We start from the raw sequence: 14,491 nt of genomic DNA on the forward strand, positions 1-14,491 counted from the left end.
GCGGTCGGCATGCTCCGGGATCCGTGCGGTCAGTCCACGCTGGGCAGGATGTGGGGCTCGGCCAGGTCGTCCTCGTAACCCGCGAGGCGGATCGGGGCGGACCGGGCCCACACCTCCAGACTGCCGAGGTCTCCCGGCCTCCGGCCGGAGCGCTCCGTGCGTTCCTCGGGGCGCTGATCGAGATTCGTCTTCTCCGGTGTCACCGCGCACTCCTTATGTGTCGGTCACCCTCGGGGCGTCTCGGCCAGTGTGCGGTCCGGCACCTGACGCCCGCTCGAGTGTGGGTCGTAGGTCGGTCGGACGCGGTGGCGCCGGCACTGTTGTTTCCGAGCACGCCGTTGTGCACCGGCTGGCCCCGGGACGGACCACGGGTGTGGATGGAACCCCTTGGTGCTGTCCGTCCACCCCAGATTAACCACATGAGCAGCCGCTTGCTCGATGGGGATGGAAACATCCTGTTACCGTCCGAAGTCGCCCATGTTGATGGGGCCGTTTACGGGGCGGTTCGTCACGGTGTGTACGGCCGGTGGTTCACCCGGACGGCCTACACGGCGACGGGTGGCGGACGATGACCGGACGGCGCCTCGAAGGCCGCTCGGTTCAGGTCCCGTTGGCCGGGCCGCAAGCTCGCCATGGTGTGCTGCCCGCGCGAAGGCTGCCCCGCTGGAGGAGGGACACATGGAGCTGCGCAGCGTCGAGGAGCTGATGGACCTGCTGTACGCGTGCCGCGGCGCCGTGCCCGCACCGGACCGTCCCGGCGGCCGCGGCGACCTGCACGACCACGCCCTGCGCACCGCCGCGCTGCTGCGCCGGCGCCGCCCCGCGGACAAGGAGCTGCAGGTCGCGGGCCTGGTCCATGCCGTCGGGCAGCTGCCGCGGCCGGACTCCGGGCCGCTCAGCGCCGACCGGGCCGCGGACGCCGTCGGCGCGCTGCTCGGCGACCGTGTCGCACGCCTGCTCCGGCAGCACGCGGCCGCCCCCGCCGACGGCGCCGCGGCCGACGACGACGTCCTGGCCCTGCGCCAGGCGGACGAGGAGGCCCGCGCGGACGGTGCGGGCGCCGGGGTCCTGGAGGACTGGCGGACCGTCCTGGAGCTGCTGGCCGCCCGCAACTCCCGCCCGGCGGACTGCGGCTGACGCGCCGCCAGGGCTCGGCACACGTGCCGGAGCGGGACCGGCCGCTCCGGCAGCCGGGGAGCCTGGGAGTGGGCCCCCGGGCTCAGCTCACCACTTGCCCGGCGCGTAGTCCTTCAGGAAGACGCCGAACAGGTCCTCGCCCGCCTCGCCCCGCACGACCGGGTCGTAGACGCGGGCCGCGCCGTCGACCAGGTCCAGGGGGGCGTGGAAGCCTGCCTCGGCCAGCCGGACCTTGTCCGGGTGCGGGCGCTCGTCGGTGATCCAGCCGGTGTCCACCGCGGTCATGAGGATGCCGTCCTTCTCGAACATCTCCTGCGCGCTGGTGCGGGTGAGCATGTTCAGGGCCGCCTTGGCCATGTTGGTGTGCGGGTGCCCGGCGCCCTTGTAGCCGCGGTCGAACACCCCCTCCATGGCGGAGACGTTGACGACGTACGTGCGGCGGGCGGAGGAGGCCGCCATGGCCGGGCGCAGCCGGCTGATCAGGATGAAGGGCGCCGTGGAGTTGCACAGCTGCACCTCCAGCAGTTCGACCGGCGTGACCTCGTCCACCGACTGGATCCAGCTGTTGGTGTCGTGCAGGTCGGGCACCAGGCCGCCCGCGTCGATCGCGGTGCCGGCCGCGATGCGCTCCAGGGACGCCGAGCCGGAGACCAGGGCGAGGCCGGTGACGTCCTGGGCGGTCAGCGCGCCGCCGCCGGCGACCGGGAGCTCGGCCACGGCGCCGGAGCCGAAGGTGCCGATGACCTGGGCGGCGGGCAGCTCGCCGGCCGGCAGCGGCGCCGACTCGGCGGAGACCAGCTCGCTGTAGGCCTGCGGGGAGCGGCGCACGGTCTGCGCCGCATTGTTGATCAGGATGTCCAGGGGGCCCTCGGCGGCGACCGAGTCGGCGAGGGCGACGACCTGGGCCGGGTCCCGCAGGTCGATGCCGACGATCTTCAGCCGGTGGATCCACGCGTCGCTGTCGGGCTGGGCCTTGAAGCGGCGGATCGCGTCGTTGGGGAAGCGCGTGGTGATCGTGGTGTGCGCGCCGTCGCGCAGCAGGCGCAGCGCGATGTACATGCCGATCTTGGCGCGGCCGCCGGTGAGCAGGGCGCGCTTGCCGGTCAGGTCGGTGCGGGCGTCGCGCCGGGCCCGGTTCTCGGCGGCGCAGCCCTGGCAGAGCTGGTGGTAGAAGTAGTCGACCTCGACGTAGCGCTGCTTGCAGATGTAGCAGGAGCGCGGTCGCCGGAGTATGCCCGCGACCCGGCCCTCCTCCGTCCTCGAGGAGGGCAGGATGCCCTCGGTCTCGTCGTCGATGCGCTCGGCGGAGCCGGTGGCGGTGGCCTCGGTGACCGCGCGGTCGTGGGCGGTCTTCGCGGCGCGGCGCTCCTGGCGGCGGCGCTGCTTGACCGTGCGGTAGATGTGCGAGGTGGCCCGGCGGACCTTGATCGCGTCGGGGTGGTCGACATCGAGCCGGTCGAGTTCCTCGAGCACGCTCAAACACACGGCGAGGCGCCCGGGGTCGATGCCGGGCCCGTCCGCCGCCTGGTCCGCGGTCGCCCGCCCGTCGTCTGTCACCGTCATCGTGCTGCCGCTTCCCTGGTCAACCGCGGCGCTCGGAGTCGCGCCCGCTTTCGAACGCGGGATTTTACTTCAGCGCCGGGCCGCACCACCAAACGCGGGACGATCAAGGACCGCAGACGGCGATCAGGGTCCGCACCTCCTCCCGGACGGCGGCCGCGAGGCGGTCGAGGTCGGGCACGGCCCTGCCGTCGGCGACGAGGCCGTAGTGGACGCCTCCGCGGTAGGTCGAGATCGCGACGGCCAGGGACTGCCCGCGGGCCAGCGGCGCGAACGGGTAGACCTCGGTGAGCGGGTGGCCGCCGAGTTTCAGGCCGAGGCTGGGCAGCGGCACGCTGGTGACCAGGATGTCGAACCAGAGCCGGGCGGCCTGGCCGACCAGCGGGCCGCCGATCCGGTGCCCGAGCGCGGGCACGTGGTCGGCGAGCAGCGCGACCGCGCCGGCGCCCCGGTTCGGCCCGGCGTCCTTGTTGCGGTCCATGGCGGCACGGACGGCGGCGAGGCGGCGCAGCGGGTCCGGGTCGCCCACCGGAAGCTCTATCAGGTAGCCGGAGAGCCGGTTGCCCTGCGGCTGTGCGGACCGGGGGCGGCGCCGGGAGACGGGGATCAGGGCGCGGGGTGCGACGCCGTCGCTGCCGTCGCCGCGTTCGTCGAGCCAGCGGCGCAGGGCACCCGCGACGACGGCGATGACCACGTCGTTGACGGTCCCGCCGACGGCCTTGCGGACCAGGTGCACGTCGTCGATGTCGACGACCACCCCGGCGGTTCGGCGGGTGCCGGTGGGCTCGGCGGCGAGTGCCGGGACGGGGCGGCTGGTGAGCGTGGAGCGGGCCACCGCCGCCCCGATGTCGAGGGCCCGGCCGACGTCGGAGAGCGCGCCGCGCAGCAGTCCCGGCAGCCGGCGCACGTCGGGCAGCAGGCTGCGCGGCGGCTCGGCGGGCCGGGGCCGGGGTTCGGGCAGGTCCATCGGGTCGAGGATCGCCGCGGCGAGCGTCAGGGCGCGCAGCCCGTCGGCGAGGGCGTGGTGGAACTTGAACAGCACGGCGAAGGAGACACCGTCCTCGCCGGGCAGCACGTGCGCCTCCCACGGCGGCCGGTTGCGCTGCAACGGGCGCTGCATGAGCCGGCCGGCCTCCGCGTGGAAGTCCGCGGCCGGGGCGTGCAGCCGGACGTGGTGCAGCGGGTCGAAGCCGGGGTCGGGTTCGCGGGTGGCGCCGCCGAAGGACAGCGGCTGCCGCAGGCCGTCCGCGAGCGGCCGGCCGGGGCCGAGCGGCCGCCACAGGTCACGGATGCGCATGCGCAGCCCGGGGACGGCGGCCGCCCGCGCGGCGAGCAGGTCGGCCGCGTGGGCGCCGGCGGTGGGCGAGTGTGCCGAGAAGACCCCGAGCGCGCCCAGATGCATGGGGTGGTCGGCGGACTCGATGTTCCAGAACGCCAGGTCTAGGGGAGCGAGCAGATCGGAAGTCAATGGCGTGCCTCGCGTCAACGATGGGTGAGCCAGCAGTCAACCGCTCCCGGATGATTACGGTCAAGTACGATCACGCTACGCTCAGTTAACAGCAGATTAAGTCCGGCCCCGGCGAAGGGAGCGGGACACGTGGGGCGCCCGGAGTCACGCCCCGCCCGGGTGGCGGCCGGGCGTCACTTCAGTGCAGGTGGCGAGGCCTGCGGGGACGTGCCCCAGCGGGAGGGGCGGGGGCCGACGGTGAAGTCCAGCGACCGCAGGGAGCGCAGCGCGCCGGTCGTCAGATACGTCCGGTCGTGCGTCACCCCGTTGGCGCGGACCGTACGGATGTACCGGTCGCCGTCCGAGGTGCCGGGGGTCCGGATGGTCAGCACGCCCCGCGGGTAGTACCGCCTGTCCAGCCGCAGCTCGATGCGGTCGAAGACGGGGGTCGTCAGGCCCCAGGTGGCGTAGCCGGGCTGGACGGGGAAGAGGCCGATGGAGGACAGCACGTTCCAGGCGGACATGGTGCCGAGGTCGTCGTTGCCGGTGATGCCGGTGGGGGCGTCGGTGAACAGGGTGAGTGCGGCGTGGACGACGTCGGTGGTCTTCCAGGGCTGCCCGGTCGACAGGTAGGTGTAGGGGGCGATGAGGTCGGGTTCGTTCCGGGGGTTGTACTTGTCGGCGTTGTAGTAGTCGTAGGGGCCGTTGACCCAGACGTCACGGGCGGTCTTCGCGGGGTCCGTGAGCAGGCGGTCGTAGGCGAAGAAGGAGTCGAGGCGGTCGTTGGCCTTCTGCCGGCCGCCGATGAGGGAGATCATGCCGGGCAGGTCCTGCGGGACGAGCCACTGGTACTGCCAGGCCGTGCCCTCGTGGAAGCCCCCGCCCCTCGCGGGGTCGGCGGAGCCGGTGAAGGCGCCGGAGGCGTCGCGGGCGCGGAAGAAGCGGGTCGAGGGGTCGAAGATGCGGCGGTAGTTCTGCGCCCGGGCGGCGTAGCGTGCCGCGTCGGCGTCATGGCCCAGGCCGCGGGCCATCTCGGCGAGCATCGCGTCCGACAGCGCGTACTCCAGCGTCGCCGAGGCACCGAACGCGTAGTCCGAGTGGCCGGGCTTGGGCGGCTTGTGGCCCCTGATGTACGGCGCGAAGCCGCGCGCGAGGTAGTCCGGGTCGGCGTCCCGGCCCACGGCCGGGGACGTGGCGGGCGGCACCCCGTCGGCGTTCTTCCTCAGCGCCCGGTACGCCTCCTCCTCGTGGCCCGTGAGCAGGCCCTGCTGGTAGGCGTTGGTGAGGAAGGGGGTGACCGGGTCGCCCGTCATCACGTTGGTCTCGACGGTGCCGTAGCCCCACTTGGGCAACCAGCCGCTGTCCCGGTCGATGCGGAGCACGGACAGCGCCATGTCCCGCGACTCGCGGGGCGCGAACAGGGCGAGGAACTGCGCCTGGGTGCGGTACGTGTCCCACAGCGACCAGTTCTGGTAGTACGTGAAGCCCCGCGCGCGATGGATCCTCCGGTCCCAGCCGGTGTAGCGGCCGTCGGCGTCACTGCCGACGTTGGGCGCGAGGTACGCCCGGTACAGCGACGAGTAGAAGGTGCGGCGCCGGGTGGGCGAACCGCCGTGCGCCCGGACGGTGCCGAGCCGCGCCTCCCAGGCCCGCCGGGCGGCGGCACGGACGGCGTCGAAGGAGCGGCCGCCCTCCGCACGCAGGTTGACCTCGGCGCCCCGGGCGTCGACGTAGGACAGCGCGGTGGTGGCCTCGACGGTGCGGTCCCGGGTGGTGTCGAAGCGGACGTAGGCGCCGCCGCGGCCCTTGGCCGAGCCCGGGGTCACCCGGGTGCCGTCCCAGGTGCCGTGGGCGGTGAAGGGGCGGTCGAACCGGGTCACCGCGTAGACGGTGTACGGCAGGGTGTCCACGCAGAAGCCGCGGCCGGTGACGGCGGTGCGGACCGTGCGGTCGTCCAGGACCTCCACCGCGGAGTCGACGCGCCGGTGGAGCGACTGGGCCGCGTTCAGCAGGACGTCGGCCTTGTCGGTGGCCGGGAAGGTGTAGCGCTGGACGCCGGTGCGGGCGGTGGCCGTCAGTTCGGCCCGGATCCCGGAGTCGAGGTCCACCCGGTAGTAGCCGGGGCTCGCCTCCTCGTGGTCGTGGCGGAAGGCCGCCGCGTACCGCGCGTTGTCCGTCCGGGTGACCTCGCCGGTCGCCGGGAGCACCGGAAGGTCGCCGCCGAGCCGGCAGCCGACCCCCGAGAGGTGGACCAGGGAGAAGCCCCGGATGCGGTGCTGGGCGTAGTCGTAGCCGGTGCTGTGTCCGGTGTCCGGGGAGAACTGCACCATGCCGAAGGGCACGGCGGCGCCGGGGAAGGTGTTGCCCTCGGCGGCGGTTCCGATGAACGGGTCGACCAGGTCGGTGAGCCGGCCGTCGCGGAGCTCGGCGGCGCTTGCGGCGTCGGGGGCGGCGCAGAGGGCGGACACTGCCACCGCTGCGGCGAGGCACAGGCGCAGGTGCCGGGTCCATCTCATGCGGGAAGACCTCCGGAGGAGACGTCGATTCCTGCATGATCACTTCTGATGGCCCGTCAGCCCGGCATCCCGGGGGTGTCGCGTGCGACGCGTCGCGGGCGCGCGGGCGCGTGCGGGGGCGCCCAGGGGCGCGCGGGACCGCTGCGCGTGCGGGGAGCCGAGGAGTGCGGGGAGCCCGCGGAGGGCGCGGAGCCCGTGGAGAGCGCGGAGGACGCGGAGGCGGCAAGCGCCTCCGCACCGCGCCCTACGACACCTGCTGCCCCTTGCCCAGGGCGATCACGCCGCCCCGGGAGACCGTGTACAGCTCGGCGTCGCGCTCGGGGTTCACGCCGATGGTCGCTCCCGGCGGCACCTGCACGTTCTTGTCCAGGACCGCTCCACGCACGATGGCGCCGCGGCCGATGTGCACGTTGTCGTGCAGCACCGACCCCTGGACCACGGCCCCCGGGTCGACCACCACGCCGGGCGACAGCACGGACCGGGTGACCTGACCGCGGATCAGGCAGCCCGCGCTGATGATCGACTCGCTGGCGATGCCGCCGGCGTTGAAGCGGGCCGGCGAGAGCTGGTACGAGTGCGTGTAGATGGGCCAGCTCCGGTTGAAGAGGTTGAAGCGGGGACGCTCGGCGATCAGGTCCATGTGGGCCTCGTAGTAGGCGTCGAGGGTGCCGACGTCCCGCCAGTAGCCCTGGTCCCGGGTGGTCTCGCCGGGCACGTGGTTGGCGTGGAAGTCGTACAGCTGCGCCTCGCCCCGGCCGGTGAGCTGCGGCAGGATCGAGCCGCCCATGTCGTGCACCGAGTCCGGGTCCTCCGCGTCCCGCTGCAGCGCCTCGATCAGCGCCTTGGTCGTGAAGAGGTAGTTGCCCATCGACGCGAACACGCACTCGGGGTCGTCGGCCAGGCCCGGCGGGTCCGCGGGCTTCTCCAGGAAGCGCTCGACCGCCCGCCCGTCCGAGCCCGGCGTGATCACGCCGAACGCGGAGGACTCCGAGCGGGGCACCCGGATTCCGGCCACCGTCACCCCCGCGCCGCCCTCGATGTGCTGCCGGAGCATCTGCCGCGGATCCATGCGGTAGACGTGGTCGGCGCCGAAGACGGCCACGTAGTCCGGCTGCTCGTCGTGGACCAGGTTCAGCGACTGCAGGATGGCGTCCGCGCTGCCCAGGTACCAGCGGGGGCCGAGCCGCTGCTGCGCGGGGACCGGGGTGACGTAGTTGCCGAGCAGGCTCGACATGCGCCAGGTGGTGGTGATGTGCCGGTCCAGCGAGTGCGACTTGTACTGCGTGAGCACGCAGATGCGCAGGATGTCGGCGTTGACGAGGTTGGACAGCACGAAGTCGACGAGCCGGTAGGTGCCGCCGAAGGTGACCGCCGGTTTGGCGCGGTCCGCGGTCAGGGGCATCAGGCGCTTGCCCTCTCCGCCCGCCAGGACGATTCCGAGGACCGAAGGTCCACCACGACGCATCGCCGCTCCCCTCACCCGGTTGAACCAGTTTCTGCCCCCGAGCAGCGGGGACCAAGCCTGCTCCAGCCGGAACGGGGCGGGCCGGGCCGGTGCCCGGACGCTCCGTCCACCGGCACGAGTACCCCGGTGCCGCCGTCCTGGACCACCGACGGCGCGCCGTCCGCGGCTCGCCTCATGGTCGCCCGGATGCGGTCCGCGGGGAAGGGTGCGGGGCCCGGCTGAAGCAGCAGTCCCCGCAGACGCCGGCGCCGGACACGCGGTAGTAGAGACAGCAGCTGCGGCGCCGGAAGACGGCTCCCGGACCGGGGGCGGGTACGGGGGCGCGTGCGAATGCGGATGCGGGGCGGGAGGCGGGTGCGGCTTCGGGGCCCGCCGGGGGTGCGGCTTCGGGAGGCACCGCGGAGGCCGGGCCCGGGGCCGTGAAGGTGCCCGATCCGGCGAGGAGGGGGTGGGCCAGGAGGTGCGCGGTGAGATCCCAGGCGCGGGCGGCCGCCTCCGGACGGCCGCTGCCGCGGGCCCACCGGTCGAGCTGGCGCGCGGTGCCCACGAGCGCGGACGCCGCGTTGCCCCGCAGCAGTCCGGGCGCGACCCGGTACCGGGCGCCCAGCGCCGCGGCCAGGGGCCGCAGATGGCCGTCCAGGACGAGTGCGGCGACGGTGTCCGCGTCCGCGGGCCGCGGGCGCACCTCGGTCAGCCACAGGTCGTCGGGGGCACCGCCGGCCGGGTCCCAGCGGAGCAGGCCCGCGTCCAGGTCGGGGACCTGCCCGTACACGGCGGCGCAGCCGAGGACGGCCGACCACAGCCGGGCGGCGAGCGCCTGCTGGGCCACCGACGCGGCGACCCGTGGTTCGGGGGTGCCGATCCCGCGGGCGACCCTGCCGACGCGCAGCGTCAGCGGATCGCGGTGCCCGGCCGACGGCCCGCGTCCGGTCGCCGCCCCGGGACCGGCGTCCGGGGCGCCACCGTCGCGGGAGGGCGCCCGGTCGTCGCGCGGCCCGGGGGCGGCGTAGGCGCGGGCGAGTGTGGGCAGGGGCCCGTGCGGCGGCGCGCCGGTGTGCAGGGGGAAGAAGCCGCCGAGGGACCGCAGCGCGGCCAGTTGGGGATCGAGGTCCACGAGGAGCAGTAGTACCAAAGCGGCTGCCGGAGCGGCCGCCCCGGGCCGCCCCTAGGGGTGGCCGTCCGGGGGTCCCCCACGGGTCTCCACCGCCGGTCGCCCACCCCTGGGATGACGGCGCCGGAGGTGTACTCCATCGGCAGTAGGACGTAGTGCGTGCTCAGGGACGACGACGGGAAGAGATCGACACGGCAGGGTGTTGCCCATGAAGGCAGACCGTTCGTCGTGCAGGGGTCACCGCCCCCGCCTCACGCAGAGGAGCAGCCGATGAGCGCCCTCGCGCTGTCCGTGCTGCTGTCGCTCGTCTCCGCCGTCGCCTACGCGGGCGGGGCGATCGTGCAGGAGCAGGTCGCGGTGTCCTGCGGCGGCGGACACGGTGCTGCGCTGCGCCGCCCGGTCTGGTGGACCGCGGTGGCGCTGAACGGTCTCGGCGGACTCCTGCACGTGGTCGCCCTCGCGTACGGCCCCCTCAGCCTGGTGCAGCCGCTCGGCGCGCTCACCATCGTGGTGGCACTGCCCATGGCGGCCTTCTTCGTGGGCCGCCGCGCGGGCGGCGCCGCCTGGCGGGGCGCGATCATGGCGACCGTCGGGCTCGCGGGCCTGCTGGCCCTGGTCGGCGCCTCCGCGGCGCAGTCGCTCGACACCGCCCAGCGGGTGGCCGTGGCCGTGGTCACCGCCTCGGCCGTGGCGTCGCTCATGGTCGCCGGACGCGCCGCCCACCGGCACCCCGCGGTGCGCAGCGTGCTGCTGGCCACCGCCGCCGGGCTGGCCTTCGGGATGTCCTCGGTGTTCACCAAGACCGTCGCGGTCGACTGGACCGACGGTGTGTCCGCCGCGGACCTGCCCGCCCTGGCCGTGATCGGCGTTCTCGCCACGGCCGGGATGCTGCTGTCGCAGGCGTCCTACCGGGGCGGCGGGCTCGCGGCCCCGCTGGCCACCCTGACCGTGGCGAACCCGGTGGCGGCCGCCGCGGTGGGCATCACGATGTTCGGAGAAACCTTCCGCTACGGTCCGACGGGCACCGCGCTCGCCCTCGGCTGCGGCGTGGTCGCGGCGGGCGGGCTGATCCTGCTGACGACCGAGCGCATCGGCGGCACGGCAGGCGGCCCGTCGCCGGACGCGCCCCGCACGCCGGGCGCCGTGCCGGAGCAGGGCCCGGTTCGGGACCGGGCCGAGGTACGGGACCTCGGCGCGGTACGGGACCTCGGCGCGGTACGGGACCGCTTCGTCGTCGGCATGCCGGTCGCCGCCGCGGAGTCGGGCGCCTCCGGGGAACGGGCGGCCGTCCCGGAGCCGTCCACCGCGCCGGGGGAACCGGCCACCGCACCGGAGGAGCCGGCCGCCGCCGCGGACCCGGCCGCCCGCGCGGGGACGGTCGCCGCTCCCGGGCCCACCGCCACCGCGGGGCCGGCCGGCGGCGCCCCTGCGCAGCCGGCCGCCGTTCCGGAGCCGCCCACCGGGCCGGAGGAGCCGGCGGCCGGGCCGGACGGGCGGCGACCGGACGGGCGGCGACGGTCCGGCGCTCCGGCCGCCGTCTCCGCACCGGTGCAGGTCTTCGTCGCGGTCCCGTGGCCGCGGCCCCTGACGTCGGCCGTGGTGTCCCGGCGGCCCCTGCCTCCGTACGGACCGGTGGGGCCCGCCTCCGCCCGGCCTGAAGGGCAGGGAGAGTCCTGTCCGTCCGGGCCGGAGGGCACACGGCTCGCCCTCGGCCCGTTCCCCGCGCACCGGTACGTGTCCGTGCCGGTCCTGGACCGGCACCGCACCCGGATCAGATCGTGACGCCGCGGGCCCGGAGATAGGCGACCGGGTCCACGTCCGAACCGAAGTCGGGCCCCGTCCGCACCTCGAAGTGCAGATGAGGGCCCGTGACGTTCCCGGTGGCGCCCGAGCGGCCGATGCGCTGGCCGCCGCCGACGCTCTGCCCGGCCCGCACGGAGACCGCCGACAGGTGGCCGTACTGCGTGTAGCGGCCGTCGGCGTGCCGGATCACGACCTGGTAGCCGTACGAGCCGCCCCAGCCCGCGGCGACCACATGGCCGGATTCCACTGCCCGCACGGACGTCCCCGTGGGAACCACGAAGTCGACGCCCGTGTGGTAGCCCTTCGACCAGTGGCTGCCGGTGGCGTGGTACGCCGTGCCGAGCGGCCCGCTCACGGGAGCGACGACCGGCAGCGCCCTGGTGCCGGGGTGGTGCGACCGACCCGGTCCGGTGCGGCCGGACGTCCGGGCCGAGGTGGACTCGTGCGCCGGGGTGTTCGTGCGGCTCTTCTGGGACGGGTGGTGGGTGCGGTGCGCCGGGTGCTCGGACGGCGGGGTGTCCTTGTGGGGCTCCCGCGTCCGGGGAGTCGTGCGGGGCACGGACGTCGGGCGGATCGTGAGCCGCTCGCCCGGCAGGATCAAGTTCGGATCGTCCCCGACGACGGCGCGGTTGATCGCGTACAGCTCCTGCCAGCCGCCCACGACCCGGCGCTCCCCGGCGATTCCGGAGAGGGTGTCCCCGCGGACCACGGTGTACATCTCGGCCGTCCCGGCCCGGGACTGCGGCGTGGTGTGCGGCTGCACGTCGCGCACGGACGTCCGGGCCGCCTGCGCCGCACCCGCGGGGTGGGGGGCGGGGCGCGGTGCGGAGGCGTCCGGATGGACCCCCGGATCGGCCCCGTCCCGGCCCAGTCCCGCCCGCACCGAGCACACCGGCCAGGCGCCGGGGCCCTGCCCGTCGAGCACCTTTTCGGCCACCGCGATCTGCTGGCCCCTGCTTGCCAGGTCGGCGCGCGCCGCGTACCGCGTCCCGCCGTACGCCTCCCAGGTGGACCGCGTGAACTGCAGCCCGCCGTAGAACCCGTTGCCGGTGTTGATGCTCCAGTCGCCGGTCGACTCGCAGGCCGCGACCTTGTTCCAGGTGGAGACGTCGGCCGCGTGGGCCGCTCCGGCGCCGATGAGCGGCAGGGCCATGCCGGCACCGCCCGCCGTGACGGTGAGTGACGCGCGATTGATCCTGTTCGGCTGATACCGGCGGTGCCGGCCGCGTGCGGCCATGTCTGAATCCCCCTCGCCATGCGTCAGGAGGGGCAAAAGTAAACGCCGTCAACAGGCCATGACAAGACGGCTATCGGCCGCTTCGGCGCCCCAAATCACCGTCGTGGAAAGCTACTTGCCCGGATCGGTCACATCCGCGCTGAGGCGGTGGGCGCCCGCGGTGCGTAAGGAAGCGTGTGGGATCCGGATGTGCGGTTGCCGTACCGGCACGTCAGGATGGGCGAGGGGCCCCGGGCACGCGCGTGCCGGCGGCCGCGGAGCCCACCACCGGCAGCAGGACCCACGCGACCCATCGGATTCTTGAGGAGCAGGCGGAATGAGCACTACAGCCCAGATCGGCGTCACGGGGCTCGCGGTCATGGGCCGCAACCTCGCCCGCAACTTCGCCCGCAACGGCTACACGGTCGCGGTGCACAACCGGACGGCGTCCCGGACGCACGCGCTGGTGGAGGAGTTCGGGCACGAGGGCGACTTCGTCGCGGCCGAGACCGCCAAGGAGTTCGTGGCGGCGCTGGAGCGGCCGCGCCGCCTGGTCGTCATGGTGAAGGCGGGCGATCCGACCGACGCGGTGATCCGGGAGTTCGCGCCGCAGCTGGAGCCCGGCGACATGATCATCGACGGGGGCAACGCGCACTTCGCGGACACCCGGCGCCGCGAGCGCGAGCTGCGCGAGCAGGGCATCCATTTCGTCGGCACCGGGATCTCGGGCGGTGAGGAGGGCGCGCTGCACGGACCGAGCATCATGCCGGGCGGCTCCACGGAGTCGTACGGATCGCTCGGCCCGATGCTGGAGAAGATCTCCGCGAAGGCCTCCGACGGCGCGCCGTGCGTCACGCACGTGGGCCCGGACGGCGCCGGCCACTTCGTGAAGATGGTGCACAACGGCATCGAGTACGCCGACATGCAGCTGATCGGCGAGGCCTACCAGCTGCTGAGGGACGTGGCCGGGTACTCCCCCGCGCAGATCGCGGACATCTTCCGCACCTGGAACACCGGCCGGCTCGACTCCTACCTGATCGAGATCACCGCCGAGGTGCTGTCGCACGTGGACGCGGCGACGGGCGAACCCTTCGTGGACGTCGTGGTGGACCAGGCCGAGCAGAAGGGCACCGGCCGCTGGACCGTGCAGATCGCGCTGGACCTCGGCGTGCCGGTGTCCGGGATCGCCGAGGCGGTGTTCGCCCGGTCGCTGTCCGGTCACGCCGCGCTGCGGGAGGCCTCCCGCGGGCTCGCCGGACCGCGTCCCACGCCGCTGAGCGAGTCGGAGGCCGCCGCGTTCGCCGACCGGGTGGAGCAGGCGCTGTACGCCTCGAAGATCGTGTCGTACACCCAGGGCTTCCACGAGATCGCCGCGGGCAGCGAGGAGTACGGCTGGGACATCGACCTGGGTGCCGTCTCGTCCATCTGGCGCGGCGGCTGCATCATCCGCGCGGCCTTCCTCGACCGGATCCGCGCCGCGTACGACACCCGGCCGGACCTGCCGAGCCTGCTGTCCGACGCGACCTTCGCGCAGGAGATCGCCGCGGCGCAGGACGACTGGCGCGAGGTGCTGGTCGCTGCGACCCGCCAGGGCGTGCCGACGCCGGGCTTCGCGGCCGCGCTCGCCTACTACGACGCCCTGCGCGCCGAACGCCTCCCGGCCGCCCTCACCCAGGGCCAGCGCGACTTCTTCGGCGCCCACACCTACCGCCGCGTCGACCGCGACGGCGCGTTCCACACGCTGTGGGGCGGCGACCGCTCGGAGGTCGTCGCGGGCTGAGGGCCGTCCCGCCATCCCGGGTGGATCGGCGCGCGACGTCGGATGCGGTGCACCGTACGGCGGAGGGTCGTCCTCCTACGGGGCACGGGGCGTGTCCGGTCGAACCGACGACGCGGCGAGGCGCCGTGGCTGCCGTCGTGCGCCCGCCAGGGAACACGGAACAGCCGTCAGGGTGGCGCGCACCCGGGTGCGTCCCGGGGCGGTGGCACGAGAAGGGGTGGGCGCCGTCGAGGGGCGCCCACCCCTTTGTGCTGCGGACATGTCCTTCTGTTCCGTGCCGGCCTGTGTTCCGCCGCATCCCGGCGTCACCGGCAGGCCCGGTGCGCTCACCCTCCCGCTAAAGGCCCTCCCCGCGGATCGGGACGTCCTGCGGACGCGCCCGTCAGGTGAGGGGCGGACCCGGTTCCGGCGAGGGCACCGGCTCGGGGCCGGGCGGGATCGGGGACGGACCGGGCT

10 protein-coding genes are annotated in these 14,491 nt (G+C 74.4%); 3 read left to right on the plus strand and 7 right to left on the minus strand.

The annotated features are described in order from the left end of the window. Window positions 1-29: 29 nt before the first annotated feature. Window positions 30-203: a hypothetical protein gene (locus tag P3H78_RS24365; protein WP_276111287.1), complete on the minus strand. Its 174-nt coding sequence runs from the start codon at window positions 201-203 to the stop codon at window positions 30-32. Window positions 204-678: 475 nt separating this feature from the next. Here P3H78_RS24365 and P3H78_RS24370 point away from each other — a divergent pair, with 475 nt between their 5' ends. Beyond that, window positions 679-1,137 carry a hypothetical protein gene (locus P3H78_RS24370; protein ID WP_276111288.1) on the plus strand — a complete coding sequence of 153 codons (459 nt, stop codon included), beginning with the start codon at window positions 679-681 and terminating at the stop codon, window positions 1,135-1,137. Window positions 1,138-1,224: 87 nt separating this feature from the next. On the opposite strand, the gene P3H78_RS24375 is transcribed toward P3H78_RS24370, so the two are convergent. The 5 genes from P3H78_RS24375 to P3H78_RS24395 all read right to left on the minus strand — a co-directional run bounded on the left by P3H78_RS24375 (window position 1,225) and on the right by P3H78_RS24395 (window position 9,239). Then, complete coding sequence (locus P3H78_RS24375; protein ID WP_276111289.1) at window positions 1,225-2,700, minus strand: SDR family NAD(P)-dependent oxidoreductase; 1,476 nt, start codon at window positions 2,698-2,700, stop codon at window positions 1,225-1,227. 103 nt (window positions 2,701-2,803) lie between these two features. Beyond that, window positions 2,804-4,165, minus strand: a complete 1,362-nt coding sequence (locus P3H78_RS24380; RefSeq protein WP_276111290.1) for a wax ester/triacylglycerol synthase family O-acyltransferase — start codon at window positions 4,163-4,165, stop codon at window positions 2,804-2,806. 173 nt (window positions 4,166-4,338) lie between these two features. Next, window positions 4,339-6,660, minus strand: a complete 2,322-nt coding sequence (locus P3H78_RS24385; RefSeq protein ID WP_276111291.1) for a GH92 family glycosyl hydrolase — start codon at window positions 6,658-6,660, stop codon at window positions 4,339-4,341. 244 nt (window positions 6,661-6,904) lie between these two features. Beyond that, window positions 6,905-8,125 (minus strand): glucose-1-phosphate adenylyltransferase, encoded by a 1,221-nt coding sequence (gene glgC, locus P3H78_RS24390; protein WP_276111292.1) that lies wholly within the window; start codon window positions 8,123-8,125, stop codon window positions 6,905-6,907. A 172-nt stretch (window positions 8,126-8,297) separates the two neighbouring features. Beyond that, on the minus strand, window positions 8,298-9,239 hold the full coding sequence (locus P3H78_RS24395) for a (2Fe-2S)-binding protein (RefSeq protein ID WP_276111293.1): 942 nt from the start codon (window positions 9,237-9,239) through the stop codon (window positions 8,298-8,300). A 267-nt stretch (window positions 9,240-9,506) separates the two neighbouring features. Here P3H78_RS24395 and P3H78_RS24400 point away from each other — a divergent pair, with 267 nt between their 5' ends. Beyond that, window positions 9,507-11,018: a DMT family transporter gene (locus P3H78_RS24400; protein ID WP_276111294.1), complete on the plus strand. Its 1,512-nt coding sequence runs from the start codon at window positions 9,507-9,509 to the stop codon at window positions 11,016-11,018. Here P3H78_RS24400 and P3H78_RS24405 read toward each other — a convergent pair. Next, window positions 11,008-12,276 (minus strand): transglycosylase family protein, encoded by a 1,269-nt coding sequence (locus tag P3H78_RS24405; protein ID WP_276111295.1) that lies wholly within the window; start codon window positions 12,274-12,276, stop codon window positions 11,008-11,010. The genes P3H78_RS24400 and P3H78_RS24405 overlap by 11 nt on opposite strands. A gap of 316 nt (window positions 12,277-12,592) precedes the next feature. On the opposite strand from P3H78_RS24405, the gene gnd reads away from it, so the two are divergent. Continuing rightward, window positions 12,593-14,035, plus strand: coding sequence for an NADP-dependent phosphogluconate dehydrogenase (gnd, locus tag P3H78_RS24410; protein WP_276111296.1), 1,443 nt, complete (start codon window positions 12,593-12,595; stop codon window positions 14,033-14,035). Window positions 14,036-14,491 lie beyond the last annotated feature (456 nt).

Origin of the sequence: Streptomyces tropicalis (genome assembly GCF_029269835.1) — a bacterium.
Lineage (GTDB): Bacteria > Actinomycetota > Actinomycetes > Streptomycetales > Streptomycetaceae > Streptomyces > Streptomyces tropicalis.

Bases quoted from the DNA above. Each gene is read 5' to 3' on its own strand.
- P3H78_RS24370 (WP_276111288.1), top strand. From the start codon at position 679: ATGGAGCTGCGCAGCGTCGAGGAGCTGATGGACCTGCTGTACGCGTGC.
- P3H78_RS24375 (WP_276111289.1), bottom strand. From the start codon at position 2,700: ATGACGGTGACAGACGACGGGCGGGCGACCGCGGACCAGGCGGCGGAC.
- P3H78_RS24385 (WP_276111291.1), bottom strand. From the start codon at position 6,660: ATGAGATGGACCCGGCACCTGCGCCTGTGCCTCGCCGCAGCGGTGGCA.
- glgC (WP_276111292.1), bottom strand. From the start codon at position 8,125: ATGCGTCGTGGTGGACCTTCGGTCCTCGGAATCGTCCTGGCGGGCGGA.
- P3H78_RS24400 (WP_276111294.1), top strand. From the start codon at position 9,507: ATGAGCGCCCTCGCGCTGTCCGTGCTGCTGTCGCTCGTCTCCGCCGTC.
- P3H78_RS24405 (WP_276111295.1), bottom strand. From the start codon at position 12,276: ATGGCCGCACGCGGCCGGCACCGCCGGTATCAGCCGAACAGGATCAAT.
- gnd (WP_276111296.1), top strand. From the start codon at position 12,593: ATGAGCACTACAGCCCAGATCGGCGTCACGGGGCTCGCGGTCATGGGC.